The organism is Prosthecobacter vanneervenii (assembly GCF_014203095.1).
GTDB lineage: Bacteria > Verrucomicrobiota > Verrucomicrobiia > Verrucomicrobiales > Verrucomicrobiaceae > Prosthecobacter > Prosthecobacter vanneervenii.
On sequence record NZ_JACHIG010000008.1, the window covers coordinates 136,235 to 156,084 of the forward strand.

At 60.5% G+C, this 19,850-nt stretch carries 14 protein-coding genes and 1 tRNA gene; 2 read left to right on the forward strand and 13 right to left on the reverse strand.

Annotated elements, in window-relative coordinates:
- Positions 1–43 precede the first annotated feature (43 nt).
- Both ilvD and HNQ65_RS17970 read left to right on the forward strand, forming a co-directional pair.
- Positions 44–1,762, forward strand: coding sequence for a dihydroxy-acid dehydratase (gene ilvD / locus HNQ65_RS17965; protein WP_184341488.1), 1,719 nt, complete (start codon positions 44–46; stop codon positions 1,760–1,762).
- Between the two features lie 18 nt (positions 1,763–1,780).
- Positions 1,781–2,563, forward strand: a complete 783-nt coding sequence (locus HNQ65_RS17970) for a hypothetical protein (protein WP_184341490.1) — start codon at positions 1,781–1,783, stop codon at positions 2,561–2,563.
- Positions 2,564–2,722: 159 nt separating this feature from the next.
- Here the strand turns inward: HNQ65_RS17970 and HNQ65_RS17975 are convergent, their stop codons facing one another.
- The 13 genes from HNQ65_RS17975 to HNQ65_RS26840 all read right to left on the reverse strand — a co-directional run bounded on the left by HNQ65_RS17975 (position 2,723) and on the right by HNQ65_RS26840 (position 19,119).
- Entirely contained in the window at positions 2,723–3,289 is a 567-nt protein-coding gene (locus HNQ65_RS17975; protein WP_184341492.1) for a polysaccharide biosynthesis/export family protein, read from the reverse strand.
- Between the two features lie 19 nt (positions 3,290–3,308).
- Positions 3,309–5,504: a GumC family protein gene (locus HNQ65_RS17980; RefSeq protein ID WP_184341494.1), complete on the reverse strand. Its 2,196-nt coding sequence runs from the start codon at positions 5,502–5,504 to the stop codon at positions 3,309–3,311.
- Between the two features lie 114 nt (positions 5,505–5,618).
- Positions 5,619–6,821, reverse strand: a complete 1,203-nt coding sequence (locus HNQ65_RS17985) for an outer membrane beta-barrel protein (RefSeq protein ID WP_184341496.1) — start codon at positions 6,819–6,821, stop codon at positions 5,619–5,621.
- Positions 6,822–6,880: 59 nt separating this feature from the next.
- Positions 6,881–7,453, reverse strand: a complete 573-nt coding sequence (locus HNQ65_RS17990; RefSeq protein WP_184341498.1) for a hypothetical protein — start codon at positions 7,451–7,453, stop codon at positions 6,881–6,883.
- A 43-nt stretch (positions 7,454–7,496) separates the two neighbouring features.
- Positions 7,497–7,567: transfer RNA gene (locus tag HNQ65_RS17995), tRNA-Gly, on the reverse strand.
- 234 nt (positions 7,568–7,801) lie between these two features.
- Entirely contained in the window at positions 7,802–9,238 is a 1,437-nt protein-coding gene (locus tag HNQ65_RS18000) for a sulfatase family protein (protein WP_184341500.1), read from the reverse strand.
- A 45-nt stretch (positions 9,239–9,283) separates the two neighbouring features.
- Positions 9,284–9,721: an 8-oxo-dGTP diphosphatase gene (locus tag HNQ65_RS18005; protein WP_246438370.1), complete on the reverse strand. Its 438-nt coding sequence runs from the start codon at positions 9,719–9,721 to the stop codon at positions 9,284–9,286.
- 55 nt (positions 9,722–9,776) lie between these two features.
- Positions 9,777–10,673 (reverse strand): DUF502 domain-containing protein, encoded by an 897-nt coding sequence (locus HNQ65_RS18010; RefSeq protein WP_184341504.1) that lies wholly within the window; start codon positions 10,671–10,673, stop codon positions 9,777–9,779.
- A gap of 1,201 nt (positions 10,674–11,874) precedes the next feature.
- A complete protein-coding gene (sucB, locus tag HNQ65_RS18015) occupies positions 11,875–12,978 on the reverse strand; it encodes a dihydrolipoyllysine-residue succinyltransferase (protein WP_184341506.1) in 1,104 nt (367 codons plus the stop codon).
- 39 nt (positions 12,979–13,017) lie between these two features.
- On the reverse strand, positions 13,018–15,786 hold the full coding sequence (locus HNQ65_RS18020; protein ID WP_184341507.1) for a 2-oxoglutarate dehydrogenase E1 component: 2,769 nt from the start codon (positions 15,784–15,786) through the stop codon (positions 13,018–13,020).
- 222 nt (positions 15,787–16,008) lie between these two features.
- Entirely contained in the window at positions 16,009–16,638 is a 630-nt protein-coding gene (locus tag HNQ65_RS18025) for a hypothetical protein (protein ID WP_184341509.1), read from the reverse strand.
- A 736-nt stretch (positions 16,639–17,374) separates the two neighbouring features.
- Positions 17,375–18,211, reverse strand: a complete 837-nt coding sequence (gene accD / locus HNQ65_RS18030) for an acetyl-CoA carboxylase, carboxyltransferase subunit beta (protein WP_184341511.1) — start codon at positions 18,209–18,211, stop codon at positions 17,375–17,377.
- 158 nt (positions 18,212–18,369) lie between these two features.
- Positions 18,370–19,119, reverse strand: coding sequence for a double zinc ribbon domain-containing protein (locus HNQ65_RS26840; protein WP_184341513.1), 750 nt, complete (start codon positions 19,117–19,119; stop codon positions 18,370–18,372).
- Positions 19,120–19,850: the final 731 nt, after the last annotated feature.

Below are 19,850 nucleotides of genomic sequence, written 5' to 3' on the forward strand. Positions count from 1 at the left end.
GGCATGTCTGCCATTTTGCGCGCTCTTTTAATCCTACTCAGCCATGCCCAAGAAAGCCTCCGCCGCCAAACCCGACCTCCATCGCAAACACAGCGCCATCGTCGTCGATGGGGTGGACCGCGCCGCCTCCCGCGCCATGCTGCACGCCGTCGGCTTCAAGCGCGAGGACTTCAAAAAATCCCAGATCGGCATTGCCTCCCTCTGGAGCATGGTCACCCCGTGCAACATGCACATCGACCGCCTCGCCAAGGAGGCCGCCAAAGGTGCCGATGCCGCCGGTGGCAAGAGCGTCATCTTCAACACCATCACCATCTCCGACGGCATCTCCATGGGCACCGAAGGGATGAAATACTCCCTCGTCTCCCGCGAGGTCATCGCTGACTCCATCGAGACCGTTGTCGGCTGCGAAGGCATGGACGGCTTCGTCGCCATCGGCGGCTGCGATAAGAACATGCCCGGCTGCCTCATGGCCATGGCCCGTCTCAATCGCCCCAGCGTCTTCGTCTATGGCGGCACCATCCTTCCCGGCTGCGTCGGCCCAGAGAAGAAAGACGCCGACATCGTCACCGTCTTCGAAGCCGTCGGCAAGCACGCCAACTGCCAGATCAATGACAAGGAGCTCATCGACATCGAGGAGCACGCCATCCCCGGCGAAGGCTCCTGCGGTGGCATGTACACCGCCAACACCATGGCCTCCGCCATCGAGGCCCTCGGCATGAGCCTTCCCAACTCCGGCGCGCAATCCGCCGTCGGCACCGACAAGCTCATCGACTGCTTCGACGCAGGCGCCGCCGTCATGAACATGATCAAAAAGGGCATCACTCCTCGCGACATCATGACCAAGGAGGCCTTCGAAAACGCCATCACCCTCATCATCACCCTCGGTGGCTCCACCAATGCCGTCCTCCACCTCATCGCCATGGCCCACAGCGCCGGTGTGAAGCTCGGCATCGAAGACTTCGTCCGCATCGGCAAAAAGACCCCCGTCCTTGCCGACCTCAAGCCCAGCGGCAAGTACTTCATGAACGACCTCGTCAAGATCGGCGGCACCGTCCCCCTCATGCGCATGCTCGTCGCTGAAGGCCTCATGCACGGCGACTGCCTCACCGTCACCGGCAAGACCATGAAGGAGAACATGAAAAACTCCAAGATCGTCTGGCCCAAGGACCAGCAGATCGTCCGCCCGCTCAACAATCCCCTCAAGAAAGACAGCCACCTCGTCATCTTCAAAGGCAACCTCTGCCCCGAAGGCGCCGTCGGCAAGATCTCCGGCAAGGAAGGCCTCAAGTTTGAAGGCAAAGCCATCGTCTTCGAATCCGAAGAGACCGCGCTTCAGGCCATCCTCAATGACAAGGTCAAGAAAGGCCACGTCATCGTCGTCCGCATGGAAGGCCCCAAAGGCGGCCCCGGCATGCGCGAGATGCTCTCCCCCACCTCCGCCATCATGGGCAAGGGCCTCGGCAAAGACGTCGCATTCATCACAGACGGCCGCTTCAGTGGTGGCAGCCACGGCTTCGTCGTCGGCCACGTCACCCCGGAGGCCTTCGTCGGCGGCCCCATCGCCGTCATCAAAAATGGCGACCCCATCACCATCGACGCTGAAAAACGCGCCATCACCCTCGGCATCCCCGCCAAGGAGCTGAAGGCCCGCCTCGCCAAGTGGAAGCAGCCCAAGCCCCGCTACACCCGCGGCGTCCTCGCCAAATACGCCAAGCTCACCACCAGCGCCAGCCAGGGCGCCGTGACAGACCTCGGCCTGTGAACTGGTTCATAACCAATCATGGGCGCAGTTGTTCACGAGTCCCGTTCCCCGAGTTTCCCTGATGCATGGGAACACCAGTTCCCGTTGACTGAAATCGGCGGGACTGGCGTGCCTGCATCTGTGATTTCATGTATTGGCAAGGAGCAGGCATCAGCAGCAACAGCATTCACCAAACGTCTCGCAGCCCTTAAATCACCCGCGGTGCGTGAGTTTGCTGATTTGTTCAAGGGCATGCTACCCTGTTCTGTGATGGTGCAGGGGATGAAATGCTGGCTCGTTATGAAACGCGCAGACGACCAACATTCACCGACCCAGTTTGGCAACGTCATCATGGTGCCCGCTCTGACACAAAGCCTTGAGTGGCCACCGGAGGTTGCGGGTGATTTCGCACATGCTTCCTACATGCTCGAATTCCTCGAGCAGTTTGGTGGACTCACAGTCCAAGTGCCTCCTTCAGGATGCTGCATGTCTTGCAATGACAGGCCCTTTGTCATGCGTGAAAAGGTTTTCCCAGGATTGGGCGAATGGGATGGAAGCCTTGCATTTTTCTACCCTGGCAACGGTGATGTGATGCTGGCCAGACCAGACGGATCAGCTGGAGTCTGGCAGCACGAATTTTCAGCTGACTATGACCAGAATAATGGATCGAGCCGCTTTAGTAGCATCTTGAGCAGTATGCAGACGCTTCTGCCCCGCGTTCCAGAGCCCAGATCCCTTCCACCTGACTGTGTGGCAATATTGGAAAACAACATTCTCATTCAGATACGCGATGAGATTAAAGCGCTAATGGTGCAGGCCTGACCTGAGAATCCACCCCGCCATGGATGGCGTAGCCATCCCAGCCTGTAGCGAGGGGTTGAGCGAAGCGACACCCCTCGTAAACACGCACCGCACACCTCTTTTGCACTCGCATCGCGTAGCGATGCCAGCACTCACGTCCCACAGGCAATCAATCCCCCATCACTCCGGCACAATGATCTGATCCTCCGGCTGCAGCTTGATGTCCCTCGAAGGATCAGAGCTGATGTCCTTCAGATTAATCTCGCTCGTCACCCCGTTGCGGATCAGCTTCGTCCGGCTTGGCTTCGCAAACGGCGAAAATCCTCCCGCAGAGCCAATCGCCTTCAGCACCGTCATTCCTGTGTTGTAGGCGATCGGGCCGTTCTTGTTGCACCCGCTGATCACGTAGATCATGCGCGTCGTGGTCGCGCTGTCATCCGTCGTCACCGTCACCGTCGGCCGCGTGTAGATCTCCCGCGCCTTGTACGTTTCCTCGATCGCCCGCTGCAGAGTCGAAGGCTTCAGCCCCGCCGCGCGCACCTCGCCGATATGCAGCAGGTTCACCGTCCCGTTGTCGCTGATCGTGTACACCTTGCTGATCTGCGGCACCTCATTGTCAGGAATGCCGCCGATGGAGATCGTGACACGGTCATTGGCCTTCAGCGCCAGCTCACCGTTCTGCGCAGAGGCAGAGTCAAAGGCGCAGACGCATGCAGCGATGAGGCAGAGTAGAATGCGTGTATTCATAAAATAACTTCGTCCTGGTTTAAAAAATATCATCGCCGCCCGCTCGCGGCATGCCCTGGCCGCCCAGCACCGTCGCCGTCGTCTCAGCCTTGATCTTCCGGCGTCGCGACTTCCCGCCCTGAGCGCCATTCGGCGAATTCGTCGGCGAGTAGTAGGTGTAGTAGCTCGTGTAATACTGGTACTGGGCGTCGCTGCGCAGGTCCACGTTGTTCAGCACCACGCCCACCACCTTGCCCCCCACATTCTCCACGCTCTGCTTCACCCGCATCAGCATGTGGCGTGGCAGCTTGCGGTGCTGCACCACGATCATCGTCATGTCCGCCAGGTTCGCCAGCACCGAGGCATCACTCACCCCCAGGATCGGCGGAGAGTCGATCAGCACCAGGTCAAACCGGCTCTTCACCTCGTTGATCATGTCCGCCATCCGCTGCGAGTTCAGCAGCCCCGCGCTGTCCGCAGGCAGCAGTCCGCTCGGCAGGAAAAACAGGTTCTCCACCTGCGTGCGCAGCACCACATCCTCCAGCCGCACGTCAGTGGTCAGGTAATTCGTCAGCCCGGTCGCATGGCTCACATCAAAATGCGTGTGCAGGCTCGGCCTGCGCAGGTCGGCATCAATAAGCAGCACGTTGTATCCGCCCTGCGCACACACATACGCCAGGTTCACCATCGTCGTGGATTTCCCCTCGCCTGCACCACCGCTCACCACGCTGATGCAGTTGGCATCCGGGTTGCGGCGGTTGAATTCGATGTTCGTTCGCAGAATACGGTACGCCTCCGCATCAGGATTAAATCCGCTCGAGCGGTGCAGCACTCCCACATCCTTCGGCACCACCGCCAGCACCGGCACCCCCAGATAGCGCTCCACGTCATCCAGGTTCTTCACCGTCGTGTCCATGTACTCCAGGAAGAAGGCCAGCCCCAGCCCAAACATCAGCCCCAGCACGCCGCCCAGCGCCAGGTGCAGCGGCACATTCGGCTTCGCCGGCTTCGCCTCAGGCTCCGCCTCCGAGTAGATCGTCGCCGGAGACTTCACCAGCTCGATCCCCGCCTTTTCTTCAAAGTAGCGCGACCTCATTTTGACAATCAGGTCCTCCAGGTAAGTCACCTCATCCTTGGCCGTCTTGTACTCCGTGTACAGCGCCGTCATGTCCTGCAGCTCCTTCTTGGCATCATCATTGTACACCTGCAGCGAATCACGCTTCTTCTTCGCCGCATCCAGCCGGTTCTGCAGCCCCGCCACATGGGCCTGCGCCGCTGCCAGGATCAGCTTCTTGTACTCCGCCATCTGGCTGTCTGCGCTCAGCACCTGCGGATGCATCCGCCCGCGCCCCTCATTCATGAGCCCCTCGCGCGCCACCTTCAGCTCCTGCAGCTTCGAGGTCATCGCCAGGATGTTCTGGTTCTCCAGCTTCAGTCCAGACGCCTGCTCGATCAGCTCATCTGGCGAAAGCTTGCTCACCTGGTCGATCTCGGACTGCAGCGCCAGGATGTCTTGGTCCGCCTGCATCAGCGCCTGCTCACGGGAGATCACCATCGAGTCCTTTTCACTTCGCATCTCGCCACCGGGCGTCAGCGAGTTGTTCCCCCCCACGATCCAGTCACCCACGATCCCCGCCTTCCTCCTCGCTTCCTGCGAGCGCACCTGCGCCTGCCGGCGCAGCCCCTCCTGCTCGGAGATCTGCTGTTGCAGCACTTCCAGCGCCTTGTGCTTCTTCTCCGTCTCGATGCTGTTGCGCTGCGCCATGTAGCTGTGCGCCACCTCGTTCGCTACGTTCGCCGCCAGCTGCGCATCCTGGTCATAGTAGTCGATCACCACAAAGTCAGACCTCAGCATCGACTGCGTCTCCAGGTTCGCCCTCAGCTTTGCCAGCGCCGCCTGCCGGCTCGGCAGCTGCCACTTCTTCGCCAGCTCCAGCTTGTCGATCACCGGATACAGCGTCGTCGGCTTCGTGATCGTCTCAAACTGCGTCTTGATGTACTCCTGCGTGAAGGCCAGGCTGTCCCCGCGGTTCCGGTCAAACACGTTGATGTCCTGCGTGATTCGCTCGATCGTCATCTCCACATGTCCGCGATACTTGCGCGGCATGATGTACGTCAGCACCGCCGCCGCTGCAAAGATCAGCAGAAACGAGAGCGAAATCAGCCCAAAGCGATTCTTGATCACCTGCCAGGTGTCCATCGCGTGTTTCTGCAGTTCGTTGCCGGACTCGTTCATGACTGGGCAGGCTTGATTATTCAGAAAAGTTAAGAAATCCGCCTTGAAATACCACCAGCGGGAGATTCGCACTCGTCGAATCTGCCCGCCGGCGGATCGTTTGGGCTGTTGGGACTAAAAGGTGGCTGTGGCTCCGAGAGAGAAACGATTGCGGTTAAACTCGATCAGAGCGTTGTTCGAAAGCTGCGTTGAGAAGGAGTAGTTCGCGTTCACGTTCAGGTTGTCCATCAGCTGATAGCCGATGCCTGCATTGAGAAACACCGAGTCCTGCCTCTGGTCAGGTGCGGTCCCGCCGGAAAGCTCAGAGTGCGCATAGCTCGCACCACCGTTCACACTGAGCCGCTTGGTCACCTGGTGGTTCACCTGCACACCTGTGTTCACGCCGTAGCTGCTCGTGTAGTTGCCCAGCAGCACACCGTTGAAGCCCAGCATCGAAAACCACCGCAGCTGCGTCTGCCTGGCCACGGAGTAATTGACCGCAGCTTCCGCATACGGCTTCGTTTTGTCCACGGTGGCATTTTGGTAAAACTCCGCACCGGCACGCACAGACGTGGAAAGATTCTCGCTCCACGCATGATCCACACCCGCCAGGGCAAAGTGGGAGCGGTAGTTCTGAAAGGCGCTCTTCGTGTAGTCCGTCAGGCGGTAGCGATACTCGGCCGTCAGGCTCGTCCGTTTGGAAACTTTATACGCCAGCTGCTGGCCAAACAGGTGCGAGTACCGGTCCTGGGAGGTCGCCACCGTCGAGTCCTGGTAGGCAATGCCGTCAAACGTGTAAGACGTGGTCGTAGACAGTCTCGGAGACCACGCATAGCTCACATTCAGGTTGTTATACCCATACAGAAACTGCCCGTTCCACAGGGCGCTCGTTCCGCCGTAGCCAAACGCGCTCGTGGGGTTCGTACCGTAGGTCAGGTAAAAGTTGTCGCTCACCTTCAGGCGTTCGGAAAAGCGGTGCTCAAAATTGAAGTTCGCACGGCCGTTGTAGAAAGTGTTGCCGTAGGTGGGCACTCCCTTCACATACTGCAGCACGCTGCTCTCCAGGCTGAAACTGAAGGGCGTCGTCTGGTCAGGACGTGTGTAGGACAGCGATGCCCCGCCCTGTGTATACCAGGAGTCGATGTTGCTAAGCGTAGGCGATCCCACGTTGTACTTCAGCCGGTCATAGCCTGTGTTGGCAATCACAGAAAAGGTCAGGGGTTCCTCCGTCCGGAAGTCTGCAGAGTAGTTCTGGATCGCCACGAGTCCCTGCGCACGGAGTGCCGCCGGGCAGAGCACGGCGAGGGCCAGGATGAGGATTGCCAGTTTGGAGCGCATGGAGGTGGAGACCATTTGAAGGATCAATGGCGGAAAAGCTTTGCTTTAAAAAATGCCGGTTACGGAATCGAGTTCGAAGGAGAAACAGGATTCGTGTTCGTGCGGGGAGGGATCGGACCGGACGCAGGCGGCATCAGCAGAAACACTCCACGGATGGTGGAGGGCACAAAAAAATCTGGCTCCTTCGAAACCGGCACCACGGGATTCTTGTCAGGATTTTTCCCAGACACAGGCATCACAGGGCGCTCATACTCAATGTTGGACGCCACCGGCGCTGGGGCTGGCGCAGGCGCATTGATCGCCAGTCCAGGAATCGCTGAAGTCGCAGCATCGTTGATCACGCCCGCCATCTTGGGGGCCACAGACACCGCCGTCTGCACGATCTGGTTCGCCATCGCAGAGTCAGCCTTGGAGGCGATGATCGCCGTCTTCACGATGTCGTGCGCACAGCCTTCATTGATCACCAGTGCATCTTCCACAACCATCAGAACTTTGGAGGGGTCTTTTTCCACCGCCACCTTCACGTCATTGGAGATCTCAGTGCAGTTGGCCGCAGTTTCAGCCGAAGCAGACGCAGCCATAAATAAACAGGCGACGATGCTCGCAATGCGAGAGCAAGGGACAGTTTTCATGAGCGGCATAAAGAGAGATTTACAGATGTTGACGTGTCCTCAGAGCGGGTAGTGGGAATCGAACCCACATGGCCAGCGTGGAAGGCTGGAACTTTACCACTAAGCTATACCCGCAATTGAAGTTATAGTAACACGAAACATCTTACTACCGCAAGATATTTTTAGAATTTAAAGCAAATTTTTGAAATTCTAGAATTCTTAATGAATTCGAAATCCTAAAATTTCAGCGGTTTGTCTTTTCAATTCCATCTTTCTTTTAGCACTCAATGACGACCTGGCAAGTGCGTACTCAAACCGACGCACAGACTCTTTTTATAGAACAGCTCACTCGTTCTGAAAACTAAGCGTTCATTCAACCTTCCTCCCATAATCTTCCCCGTTCAGGCTCCGCGCCACGCTCTCCAGCCAGTCTTCCAGCTCCTTCTGCATCTGCGGCACCCGCTCCGGCTGCTCGGCCAGCAGCACGTTGCTCTCATCCGGGTCCGTCTCCAGATTATACAGCTCCCAGGATACCTCATGGGTCTTCCGGTCCTCCACCCGGTGCAGTTTCCACGGCCAGTCCAGCCACGCCGCATGCCCCGGAAACTCCGTCACCGACACCGGCTGGCCAATCACTCCCGCATCTGGCATCAGCCGCGCAGGGTCCTTCGGCTCTTCCCCCTTGGCCTGTGCCGCCAGCAGTTCATCCATCCACGCCTTCGAGGGCGTGGCGATCCCCTTCTGCCCGTAGTCCCAGAATCCGATTGGCTGCGTCCGCTTCTTCACCTCCCCGGTCAGCAGCGGCATCAGGTCCATCCCGTCCAGCGGTGGCTGCTTCTCCATCTTCACCCCTGCCAGTCCTAGTACCGTCGGATAGATGTCAGAGGTCACACACGGTGCCTTGATGACCTTCGGCTCCGGAAATGCCTCCGGCCACTCCATCAGCCCCGGCACCGCCAGCCCGCCCTCAAAGATCTGCCCCTTGAATCCCCGTCGCCCGCCCGTCGAGCCCACCTTCGGCAGCGCCCCATTGTCGCTGCAGTACCACAGCAGCGTGTTCTCTCTCAAATCCAGATTCTTGAGTTCCCCCCTCAGCTTCCCAAACGCACGGTCCATCGCGGTGATCTCCCCATAAAAATGCTGCTTCTTCACCGGCAGCCCCTCATACAGCGCCCGGTCCGCCTCCAGCGCCTGATGCGGGTCATGCGGAGACCCAAACCACACCACCGCTAGAAACCGCTGCTTCTTCTCCGCACACCGCCGGATGAATTTCAGCGCCTCATCCACCGTGATGTCCGAGCTGTCCCCCTGAAACGCCGTCGCCTTCCCCTGCACGCTCAGCACCGGGTCCAGATCAAAGAAGTTCGGCGACGACACCCATTCATCAAACCCGCACGCCCCCGGGCTCACCGGGCTGTCCTTCTGCACCGATCCCAGATGCCACTTCCCAAAATGCCCCGTCGCATACCCCGCCGTTTTCAGCGCCTTCGCGATCGTGATCTCCTGCGGCCGGATCGGGTGCCCCCACGAAAAGCACCCATACCGGTTCGGTGTGCGTCCCGTCAGCACGCTCCCGCGTGTAGGAGAGCACACCGGCGCAGCCGCATGGAATTGATCAAACCTCACCCCCTCCTTGGCCAGCGCATCAAAATTCGGCGTCTTCAGCTCCGCGTTCCCGTTGTAGCCCATGTCGCCCCACCCCTGGTCATCCGCCATCACCAGCACGATGTTCGGCGGATCATCAGCCGCAGCCACACACACAGCCTGAATCCAGAAAACACCACACAGCAGCAGGAGACATTTCATGCACGGATCATACCCACGATCCACCCTCGCCTGGAATCAAAAAACTCACCCCCACTTCACTTCGTGTGTGAGCATCTTGTCATCATCAAACACAAACCTTCCCAGAAACTTCTCACGCTCCACCAGCATCCGCTCCAGCCAGTGGATGTCATCCGCCCACATCTCATCAAACGGCAGCGCATGCAGCGGCGTCCACAGCGGCACCGCCTCGTCCGTCTCCACCGGCTCCCCCTCGTGTGCCGTGGCCACATACACATCCACATGCATCCGCAGCCCGTCCACAAACTGAAACCACAGCTCCCCGTGGTGCACCGGGTCCAGCGCCGTCACGCCCAGCTCCTCCTGCGTCTCACGGATCGCGCATTGCAGCGAGGTCTCACCCGGGTCGATCTTGCCACCCGGGCCGTTGATCTTACCCGCGCCCAGTCCGCGCTTCTTCCGAATGAGCAGCACCTCCCGCTTCACCTCATCAAGGATGAACATCAGCGTCGCTCGCGTTCCGGGCTGCCAGGTTTGCCAGTCGATGATCACCTTGTATTCAACGTTTCTTCCACGGCAGCGCACGCAGCCAGCGCTTCCCGCTCTTGATGTCCAGGGACTGCGCCAGGATCTCCGTGTCCCCGGCATCAAAGTCTTCCGCCCTCGGCAGCCCTGCCGGCAGTTCCAGCTCAGGTTCGGGCGCAGGCACCGGCGGCTCTGCCAGCGATCCCGTGGCAGGCTTCTGATTCAGCGGCGCCGCATTCAGCGGAGACACCAGCCCGCCTGAGATGATCATCTTCATCGCCTCTTCGATCGTGATCGGCGCATCCGAGATCTTGTCAGAGTCCACCACCAGCAGGATCCCCGTCATCGGGCTCGGTGCCGTCGGCAGCAGCACGCAGGTCTGCGCCTTGCCCGTCTGCGCATCGCAGTACTGCCCCGTCGCAAATCCGATCATCCGCATCCCAGGCACCGGATACTCCACATACACCACCCGTTTGAAATTCTGCTTCGTCCCACCCAGGCTCCGAAACGCGTCGATCACCTGCTTCAGCGGCCGGTAGATCACCGCCACCAGCGGAATCCTCAGCAGCAGCTTGTCCACCGCCGTCACGATGTGCACGCCGATCACATTCGTCGCCATGAAGCCCAGCCCCAGAATGGCCAGCACCGAAAACAGGAACCCGATGAAATTTGTCAGGCTCTCCAGATTCGGGTCCTCGATGTTCAGCAGCGGCTGTTCGGAAAACTCATTGATGAGGTTCACCGTCTGCGCCAGCACTGGCTTGCTCCACGCGTGCAGCAGGTCGTAGATCGAAAACAGGATCCAGAACGTGATGATCAGCGGCAGCGCCAGCGCCAGCCCCGCCAGAAACTTGTTCCGCAGCCACACACCCCACCCCTTCGGCGCGGGCGCCTCACTCGTCAGATTCGTGCTGGGGGGATCAAATGCCATCTAAAATACTTCAGGCTTAGGATGAGAACGCCTGACGCTCTCATTGTTCAGCAATAAATTGACTCTATCGCAGATTTCACCCGCTTCTCAAAAAGATTGTCCTGAGGTTCTCCTTTATTCATCCCTCATAGGACCATGACCGGTTCTCGCAAAGAATGTCCGATTGAACCGGCGAGCGCAGCGGCCCCAGTGGCATGGCGGGAGCGCCGCCTGCTATTTGAAAATAACAGGCAAGCGACCAACGCAGCCAATGGGGCCGCTCCGCCGCCCGGGCAAGGTGACAGGCTTTTTGAGAACCGGTCTAATACCATGCTCGATTGAAAACAGGGCTGTTTTTTCCTCACTCCGCCCGCATCGAACCAACCCCAAAGGGGTTGCGTAATTGAGCCCAGGGTCAGCCGAGCCTCAGCGAGGCGACCCTGGGTTACCCGCCATCCAATCCGGGAAGCAAACCCAAGACCTTCTTCGCCCACCTCGCTCGCCAGAAGCGCCTGCCTGGAACTCCGCCGCACATGGGCCCCGCTGTCACAAAGTGCTCCAATACAAGTCCACCTCCAGGTCTCCGGCAACGAACTCTCCCTCTGAGACAGAACCGTTTTCAGCTGATTGTGGTATAATACCGCTGGCAGTTGAAAACGAGTCTGCACAGGATCACAGACTCAGAGTCTTCCTCGGATGACAAGTGGAATGGCTGGTCCGCTATCTTGGATCGTGGGATGGGTGTGGCGATAGCCCGTAAGTGCATGAGCGTGCCGCAGGTTCTGGGGCCTGAAAGCGCAGCGTCCCATTTGGAGTGCGGTCGCGCAGTGAGGAACGAACGAAGCTACCGCTTTCCGCAGGCCGGACAGCTGGCTGAGGCCGAAGAACCTTCACGACCCCGCGAAAGCGGTGGCTCCGATGCAGGCCTGCGCCTTGCATCTGCGCGACCGCACTCCAAATCCAGATGCACGCCATGCCTGCGGCGACAGAATTGCAGACCCGTTTTCAAGGACTCGTGGTATCACACCGCCCATGGGCCGCTCCGCCATCCAATCAATGTGACAGGCTCTACGAAAACCCGTCCAAAATCCGGGCATGCAGACCATCATTCCACCCTTCATCATTTGACGTTGTCCTGGGTCATGCACACAAAAAGACCGCAGAACCCTGCTTCCAGGAACTCTGCGGTCTTCGAATCTTGAGTTTCAGACTCAGCGTCTCCTCACGCGCCCACCAGCATGCGTGCCGGATTTTCAATGCAGTCCTTCACCCGGATGAGGAAGGTCACCGCCTCTTTGCCATCGACCACACGGTGGTCATAGCTCAGCGCCAGATACATCATCGGGCGCACGACCACTTGGCCGTCCACCACCACCGCACGCTGCTGGATGCTGTGCATCCCCAGGATCGCGCTCTGCGGCGGGTTGATGATCGGCGTGCTCAGCAGGGATCCGTACACACCACCGTTGGAGATCGTGAAGACACCGCCGGTCAGGTCGCTCACCTGAATCTTGCCTTCCTTGGATTTCGCCGCGTAGCCCAGGATGTCTTTCTCCAGGTCCGCAAAGCTCTTCTGGTCCGCGTCACGCAGCACCGGCACGATCAGCCCGCGCTCCGTGCCCACCGCCACGCCGATGTCATAGTAGTGCTGCTGCACGATCTCGTCGCCTTCCACGCGCACATTGATCTGCGGCACCGCCTTCAGCGCTTCCACCACCGCCTTGATGAAGAAGCTCATGAAGCCCAGCTTCACACCGTTCTTCTTCACAAAGTTGTCCTGCAGCTGCGAGCGCAGCGCCATGATGTTGCTCATGTCGCACTCGTTGAAGGTCGTCAGGATCGCAGCCGTGCGCTGCGCGCTCACCAGCTGGTCGGCGATCTTCTTGCGCAGCGGCGTCATCTTCTTGCGCGTCACGCGGCCTTCCGGGGCCGGGGCGGCCTTCGGCGCAGGAGCCGGGGTCGGCTCGGGCTTCGGCACCACCTTGAATTCCGTCACGTTCGCAGGCTTCTCAGCCTCCTTCGCCGCAGGCGCGGGTGCAGGAGCAGCAGCCGGGGCCGGCTTCGGTGCTTCAGCCTTCGCCGCAGGTGCAGCGCTTTCATCGATCGAACCGACCACACCGCCCACTTCCACATCTTCACCGGCCTGCTTGCCGATGTGCAGCGCACCGCTGGCTTCCGCAGTCACTTCCGCGGCCACCTTGTCGGTTTCCAGCGTCAGCAGGATGTCGCCAGTTTTGACGTAGTCACCTTCTTTGAAGTGCCATTTCGCAATCTGTCCACCGGCGACGGATTCGCCGAGTGCGGGTATTTTGATGTCTGAGGGCATGACGGAGTAGGGGGAGTAATTCTAAGGCTGCTGGTTGAATCAAACGCTGAACGCGGACTCCACGAGCTTGTCCTGCTCGAGGGAGTGGATCGCCTTGGAGCCGGCGGCCGGGCTGGAGCTGCGTTCGCGGCCTGCGTACCGCAGCTTGTGGTTCGAGAGCTCTTCCAGACGCGGGCGGATGTAGTAAAACGCACCCATGTTCCGCGGCTCTTCCTGGCACCAGATCCACTTCTTCTGCGCACGCGGATACTTCGCCACGATCTCCTTCAGCATCTCGTAGTTCAGCGGATACAGCTGCTCGATTCGGATGATCGCTGCGTTCTTGATCTCGTTCTCCTCGCGGAATTCCAGCAGGTCGTAGTACACCTTGCCGCTGCACAGGATCAGTCGGGTGATCCGCTCCGGCGGCGCCAGCAGCTTGTCGTCGTCCAGCACTTCCTTGAAGGTCGTGTCCTCCGCCATTTCGGTCAGCTTCGACACACACTTCGGGTGCCGCAGCAGGCTCTTCGGCGTCATCACCACCAGCGGCTTGCGCGTGCTGCGCTTGATCTGGCGGCGCAGCGCATGGAAATACTGCGCAGGCGTTGTGAAGTTGCACACCTGCATGTTGCCTCCGGCACACAGCTGCAGGAATCGCTCCAGTCGTGCGCTCGAGTGCTCCGGCCCCTGGCCTTCATACCCGTGCGGCAGCAGCAGCGTCACATGGCTCGGCCGCTGCCACTTGCTCTCGGCACTCGAGATGAACTGGTCGATGATCACCTGCGCGCCGTTCACAAAGTCGCCAAACTGCGCCTCCCAGCAAACCAGCAGGTTGCTCGCCAGCAGCGAGTACCCGTAGTCAAAGCCCAGCACCGCAGCTTCGGAAAGCAGGCTGTTGTACACGCAGTAGCGCCCCTGTTCGGCAGCCAGATTGTTCAGCGGGATGTACCGCTCGCGCGTCTGGCTGTCATAAAACACACTGTGCCGCTGGCTGAACGTACCGCGTCGCACATCCTGACCACTCAGGCGCACTCCGTGCCCCTCCGTCAGCAGGCTGCCAAACGCCAGCGACTCCGCATACGCCCAGTCGATTCCTTCGCCGGCCTCGATCGCCTTCTTGCGCGCTGCCAGGAAACGTTTCGCGATCGTCGGATGCAGGTTGAACTCCTCCGGCGTCTCCAGCAGACGCTGCCCGATCGTCTTCAGGTTCGTCAGCGCCACGCCCGTCTTCACCGGCGTGTAGTCATACGCAGGCTGCGGCATCGCCATGCTGCCCTCAAACGGATTGCCGCCGTCCGCACCCTTGTCGCGGTCCGCCAGCGTCTTGATCCCCTGCTCCAGCTGGTCGTCCAGCTCGCGCTGCAGCGCAGCCGCACCAGCCTCGTCCAGCACGCCCGTCGCCGCCAGATCCAGACGGAACAGCGTCGCTGTGGACGGATGCTCAGCGATCGCGCGCGCCATGTTCGGCTGCGTAAATCCAGGCTCGTCCGTCTCATTGTGGCCGTGGCGGCGATAGCACACGATGTCCACGATCACGTCGCGGCCAAACGTCTGGCGGAACTCAAACGCCAGGCGCGTCGCGTTCATCACCTCCAGCGGGCAGTCGCCATTCACATGGAAAACCGGCGCCTCGATCATCTTCGCCACGTCCGTACAATAGTCGGAGCTGCGCGCATCCTCCGGCATCGTCGTGAAGCCGATCTGGTTGTTGATGATGATGTGCACCGTGCCGCCCGTGCGGTAGCCCGGCAGCTGCGAAAGGTTCAGCACCTCCGCCACCAGCCCCTGGCCCGCAAACGCAGCGTCCCCGTGCACCAGCACCGGCACCACCTTCTTGCGCTCCTTCGTGTCGCCCAGCGCACGCTGGCGCGCACGCGCCATCCCTTCCACCACCGGATCCACAGCCTCCAGATGGCTCGGGTTCGGAGCCAGCATCACACCCACCGTGTTCCCGCCAGTCGTCTGCCTCATCGTCTCAAAGCCCAGGTGATACTTCACATCACCATCGCCAGACACCATGTTCGGCACATAGTTCTCGCTAAACTCATAGAAGAGATACTCCAGCGGCTTCCGCAGGAAGTTCGCCAGCACGCTCAGACGGCCGCGGTGCGCCATCCCCAGGATGATCTCCTTGCCCCCTGCCGCAGGCAGCGCCTCCAGCAGCGTCTCCAGCGCCACCAGCATGCTCTCACCGCCCTCCACCGAGAAACGCTTCTGTCCCACAAACCGGCGGTGCAGGAATCGCTCAAAAGACTCCGCCTCCAGCAGCCAGCGCAGCGCCTTCAGCTGATCCTGCGCATCCGGCTTCGCATTCAGGTCACGGCCCTCGATCCGGTCCAGCAGCCACGCACGCACCTCAGGGTGGTGGATGTGCATAAACTCATACCCCGTCTTCCGGCAGTAGATCTGCTGCAGCTCCGCCAGCATATGCTTCAGCTTCATCGTCTGCCCGTTGCGGAAGAGATGCGTCTGCACATCCTCCTCCAGCTCCTCCGCCGTAAAGCCCAGCCCCGCCAGCGTCAGCGCAGGCACCTCAGGCCCCGCATCGCTCAGCGGATCCAGGTGCGCAGCCGTATGGCCCAGCGCACGGAAATTCTGCAGCGCATTCGTCACCCGCATCCGGAAGCTCAGCGTCTTCTCAGAAAGCGGGGCGGCGTCTCCACCACCCGCAGCTTCAGCGCCTTTCGATGGCAGACGGGCCATGCCCAGTTCAAAACCTTCGAAAAAGGAAGACCAAAGCGGTTCGACGGAAGCAGGGTCTTTTTTCCAGTCCACATACTTGGACTCGAGGAAATCCGCGTTAGCGCGGTACGGCAGTGTAGCACTCATGAGGGGGACCGCAGCATGCGCCCATTTGTTTTGAGTGCAAATGCGGAAAGCCACATTTCCGCCCATTTTTGCGGGTTATTCCACCTCCCCTCCTCAGGCTACCCCCAATCCACCCCCATCCCCTTCGTCCCCGCCTAACACACCCCATCCAGCATCCAGCACTCGCCCTTCCTGCAACTTTAAACCTGAAACTTTAAACTCTCCCCCCAACCCACCCCCCATCTACAGCAAACTCCCATCCCTCCCCCTCCCATGCAGCTCCAGCAGCCGCGCCCTCACCAGCTCCGCCACCTCCTCCGGCGTTGAATACGGCTCCGCACGGCACACCTCCGACTGCCCACCTCCATCCAGGTCATAGAGCTCCACAAACTGCTTCAGCGCCTTCAGCCGGATCCCCAGCATCGGCGACGTCGCCGCCCCGCCATCCCCAGGCCCCTCCGCGCCACCCGCCGATCCGCACGCCCCCAGCCACAGTCCTGAAAACGTCGCCTCCACCGTCTGCCACAGCGCCGTCCCCACCTGCTCCCGCAGCCCCACAAAATCCGCCTCACACCTCGGCTCAGGCACCCTTCGCACCGCGCAGCCCTGCTCCCACAGCCCCTGCACCGTCGCCAGCTCCAGTCCCAGCACATCCGCCACCTGCATCAGCGGCAGCCCCAGCCGCACATGCAGCTCAAACACCATCTCCCCCTCCCCCACCCCCATCTCACGCGCCCGCGCCACCCACGCACCCCACCCCGCCGCACCCCGTGTAGGCCTCCCCTTCCGCACCCCGCCACGACGCCTCGCCCCACCCCCAGCCGCCGCCGCAGCCCTCGCACACACCACCTCACCCTCAGCACCCACAGTCATAAAACCACCTCCATAGAAAGTTAGAAAACCCACCCCATCGGCCCCAGCACCCGCGCCACAGCCACCCCCAAACCCCTTGGGCCCCCAAATCCAAAATCAACCCCCAATCTCAAATAAAAAACCATCCCCACTCCTTCCCTCCTTCTCACTGCCCCCTCCTCCACCCACACACAAACCTCTGCGTTTTTCCAATCTCTGCGGTGTAAAAAATTGCCCCCTCAATCTCCCATCCACCTCCTCATCTCCCACACCTCAGAATCTTTTACCATCCATCTTTTACCAACCCCTCTGCACCAAACCACCCCCACTCCTCCCCTCCTTCTCTCTACCCCCTCCTCCACCCACACACACAAACCTCTGCGTTTCTCCAATCTCTGCGGTGTAAAAAATTCCCCCCCCAATCTCCCATCCCCCTCCACACCACCCACACCTCAGAATCTTTTACCATCCATCTTTTACCAGCGCCTCTGCACCAAAACCAAACCTACCCCCATCCGCATCCCCCACACCCACAGTCTCCTTAGCACCCTCCAAAACTCCGCCCAAACCACCACTCCTCCCAGCTTCCCCTCTCCGAAATCATAAATCATAAATCATAAATCACCCCACCTCCCCCACCCCGCACACACGCCCCATCGCGTGCATGCCACTCCTCATCTCCCCATCTGATTGTCTCATAGTCTGATGGTCTCGTCGTCTCTCAACAACCGCAAACCACCGCCAACAATCGCAAACTCTACTTCCCGCCCCCCATATACCGCAGCACCTTCCCCAGCGTCCCCCGCATCTCCTTCCGCTCCACGATCATATCCACCAGACCGTGCTGCATCATAAACTCCGCCGTCTGAAACCCCGGCGGCAGATCCGCATGCGTCGTCTCCTTCACCACACGCGGACCCGCAAAACCGATCATGCACTTCGGTTCCGCCAAAATCAGATCCCCCAGCGTCGCAAAGCTCGCCGTCACCCCGCCCGTCGTCGGATGCGTCAGCACCGAGATATACGGCAGCTTCGCCTCCGCATGCCGCGCCAGCGCACCGCTCGTCTTCGCCATCTGCATCAGGCTCAAAATCCCCTCATGCATGCGCGCACCACCCGACGCCGAAAACACGATCACCGGCTTCCGCTCCGCCGTCGCCGCCTCGATCGCACGCGTGATCTTCTCCCCCACCACGCTCCCCATGCTCGCACCCAGAAACCGGAAATCCATGATCGCCAGCAGCACCGGCTGCGCCTCGATCATCGCCCTGCCCGTCACCACCGCCTCCGTCAGACCCGTCTTATTCTGATACGCCTTCACCTTGTCCAGGTAGCCCTTAAAGCCCAGCGCATTCACAGAGTCCAGGCCCTTGTCCATCTCCACAAAGCTCCCCTCATCCACCAGGCTCGCGATCCTCTCGTCAGACCCAATCGTAAAATGGTAGCCGCAGCTCGTGCACACCCTCAGATTCTTCGCCAGCGCCTGCTCAAACAGGCTCTCCCCGCACGACGGACACTTCGTCCACAGCCCCTCCGGCATATCGCGCTTCTTCTCACCCAGATCATTGACATTGCGTTTCTTGAAAAATCCCATGGTAGTAGTGTTCGGTCAGTAAAACAGGCGCCTCCTAGCCCTCGGCAGGCCCGATCCAGCACCTCCCCGATTGGCATGTCGCAGGAGTCGCCAGGGCAGGAAAACCCACCCCGCACACGCATTCACAGGCCCGGCCTCAGCCGGACGCGGGGCCGATCCTAGCCCCGGGTTACCGTAATGACCACCACTTTTTCAGCCTCCCCCTCCCGCCGCAGCACCCGCGCACACTCACTCGCCGTCGCCCCCGTCGTAAAAACATCATCCACCAGCAGCACCCGCCTCCCCCTCAGCCCCCCGTCCCCGCACCCGCCACGTCCCCGCCTCAGCTCAAACGCCCCTCGCAGATTTCGCAGCCGCTCCTCCCGGTCCAGCCCCGCCTGCTGCACCGTCTCCCGCGTCCGCACCAGCGCCCTCACCGCCCGGATCCCCGTCATCTCAGACAGCCGCACACACAGCTCCCAGCTCTGGTTATACTCCCGGTCCGCCTCCCGGCTCGCATGCAGCGGCACCGGCACCAGCAGCCACTCCCCCAGGTCCTCCCCCGCCAGCCTCCGCTCCTCCAGCGTCCGCATCAGCAGACACGCCAGCGCACCCCGCAGATGCAGCCGCCGCTCATACTTAAACCGGTGCACCATCTCCCGCACCGCCCCCTCCGCCCGGCACGCCGCCACCGCAAAGTCAAATTCCAGCCTCCGCCCGCTGCAGTTCATGCAGCGAAACTCCCCCTCCACCGCCCCCTCATACACCTCCCCGCACACCCCACAATACGGCTCCTCCACCCACGGCAGAGCATCCTCACACCCCTCACAAAACCACCCCTCCCCCACCGGCCCCTGGCACACACAGCACAGCCTCGGAAACACCAAATCCACCACCGCCTCCCACCCCGGCCTCAGCAACCGCTGCACACGCGTAGGTTCTGGAGGACCAGGAAAAGCCATCCCATAGTCTAGCCAAGCCCCAGCTCCCACGTCCACCGCAAACTCCCATCCCAGGAATCGTCCTCCTACTCGAACTCTGCCTGCCCTTCGAAGCTTCAGCGAAGAATGGGTCCTCGTTCCCACCTCTCCTCCCCACCGCTCAACATCCCCCACCCCTCATTCGAGAAAATTCGCGGCCAATTCCTGTCAATTCGCGTCGCCAAAAAAGCTCCCCACCACTCAACATCACCCTCCCCTCATTCGCGAAAATTCGCGGCTATTCGCGCCCCATTCGCGTTGAAAAAAGCCCCTCCGACTCCCCTCATTCATAAAAATTCGCGGCCAGTTCCTGCCAATTCGCGTCCCCAAAAAAGCCCCCCACCACTCAACATCCCCCACCCCTCATTCCAGAACATTCGCGGCTATTCGCTCCCATTCGCGTTCAAAAAGCTCCCCTCAACAACCGTTCAGCCACTGTCAACAACGGTAAACCACCGTAAACTCCTCCCCATCCCCCATCTGATTGTCTCATTGTCCGATGGTCTTCCGCGCGCCCCCACTCCCCAAAATCATAAATGCGCCGCCCCTCCGTATTGGGAGCGCCGATGTCCACATCGGCTCCGGCCAGCCCTTCCGCCACACCCACACTCACCGCACCACCCCAAACTCCTCCACACGCCAGTCCCCAGCCCCAAGCACCAAAGGTGCGACCTATCGCA

What these genes read in the sequence shown, in the direction of transcription:
- HNQ65_RS17985 (WP_184341496.1), bottom strand. Translation starts at nt 6,821, where the DNA reads ATGCGCTCCAAACTGGCAATCCTCATCCTGGCCCTCGCCGTGCTCTGC.
- sucB (WP_184341506.1), bottom strand. Translation starts at nt 12,978, where the DNA reads ATGCCCTCAGACATCAAAATACCCGCACTCGGCGAATCCGTCGCCGGT.
- HNQ65_RS18010 (WP_184341504.1), bottom strand. Translation starts at nt 10,673, where the DNA reads ATGGCATTTGATCCCCCCAGCACGAATCTGACGAGTGAGGCGCCCGCG.
- HNQ65_RS17975 (WP_184341492.1), bottom strand. Translation starts at nt 3,289, where the DNA reads ATGAATACACGCATTCTACTCTGCCTCATCGCTGCATGCGTCTGCGCC.
- HNQ65_RS18020 (WP_184341507.1), bottom strand. Translation starts at nt 15,786, where the DNA reads ATGAGTGCTACACTGCCGTACCGCGCTAACGCGGATTTCCTCGAGTCC.
- ilvD (WP_184341488.1), top strand. Translation starts at nt 44, where the DNA reads ATGCCCAAGAAAGCCTCCGCCGCCAAACCCGACCTCCATCGCAAACAC.
- HNQ65_RS18025 (WP_184341509.1), bottom strand. Translation starts at nt 16,638, where the DNA reads ATGACTGTGGGTGCTGAGGGTGAGGTGGTGTGTGCGAGGGCTGCGGCG.
- HNQ65_RS17980 (WP_184341494.1), bottom strand. Translation starts at nt 5,504, where the DNA reads ATGAACGAGTCCGGCAACGAACTGCAGAAACACGCGATGGACACCTGG.
- HNQ65_RS18005 (WP_246438370.1), bottom strand. Translation starts at nt 9,721, where the DNA reads ATGTTCATCCTTGATGAGGTGAAGCGGGAGGTGCTGCTCATTCGGAAG.
- accD (WP_184341511.1), bottom strand. Translation starts at nt 18,211, where the DNA reads ATGGGATTTTTCAAGAAACGCAATGTCAATGATCTGGGTGAGAAGAAG.
- HNQ65_RS17990 (WP_184341498.1), bottom strand. Translation starts at nt 7,453, where the DNA reads ATGAAAACTGTCCCTTGCTCTCGCATTGCGAGCATCGTCGCCTGTTTA.
- HNQ65_RS18000 (WP_184341500.1), bottom strand. Translation starts at nt 9,238, where the DNA reads ATGAAATGTCTCCTGCTGCTGTGTGGTGTTTTCTGGATTCAGGCTGTG.
- HNQ65_RS17970 (WP_184341490.1), top strand. Translation starts at nt 1,781, where the DNA reads ATGGGCGCAGTTGTTCACGAGTCCCGTTCCCCGAGTTTCCCTGATGCA.